At 23.6% G+C, this 868-nt stretch carries 1 protein-coding gene; it reads left to right on the forward strand.

The annotated features are described in order from the left end of the window. Positions 1–63 precede the first annotated feature (63 nt). A partial coding sequence (locus FJO69_RS02960) for an IS3 family transposase (protein WP_140781573.1) occupies positions 64–868 on the forward strand: 805 nt, incomplete at its 3' end.

An 868-nucleotide genomic window follows, 5' to 3' on the forward strand; every position in this document is an offset into this window, starting at 1 on the left:
TAAACTAGGACAAAATTAGTGGACACATATATGTGTTCACTTTTTATATATTAAGGAGTAATTATGAAGCAATTAAAACAAGAAGAATGATTAGAGATTTTGATTCTTTATGAAGATTTCATAAATTTCAAAATAAGTAAATCCGAACTAAGAATTTTATTATTTAATAAGTTTTCTAAAAATTGAGACAACAGGTACATTAGAAATTGGATAAAGCATAAATATAGACAGTATAATAAGGGCATGACTAATTTAATATCAAAGACTGGTAAAACTCCCAAAAAAGGTATAAAAGGAGTCGGAAGACCTAAAAAGAAAGTTGAAATTTCAAAAGAAGAATACGATAAGTTATCCAAAGAACAATTAATAGAAATTATCGAATATTTAAGAGATATAGTTAAGGATACATCGGCAAATACAAAACTTAAGAAAATCAATTTATTGCAAAATTCATCTATTTCTAAAAGACTTTTTGCAAAAGTTTTAAATATATCAAAAAGTCTTTTATATAGAAAAATAGTTTCTAAAAAAATTAAACCTAAAAACCGTGAATTAAGCGAGATAGAAAACGTTGTTTTAAAAGCTTTTACTGAAACAAAAGCAATTTTTGGAAGAGAAAGATTATCTATTTATATTCACAATAAACATAAAATGTTTATAAATTCCAGAACATTAGGAAGAATTATGAATAAATTATGTTTAAAATGTTTAATTCGTAGAAAAAGAAAATCAAAAGAAATCAAAAATACAAATGTTAAATATGTTGATTTAGTAAAAAGAGATTACAATGCTAAAAATAACGAAATAATTATTGCAACCGATGTTTCTTACATATCTGCTCCGAAAGATGTTGACAATAATTTTGTTT

The organism is [Mycoplasma] falconis (assembly GCF_006385795.1).
In the GTDB taxonomy this organism is placed as follows: Bacteria; Bacillota_I; Bacilli_A; order Mycoplasmatales; family Metamycoplasmataceae; genus Metamycoplasma; species Metamycoplasma falconis.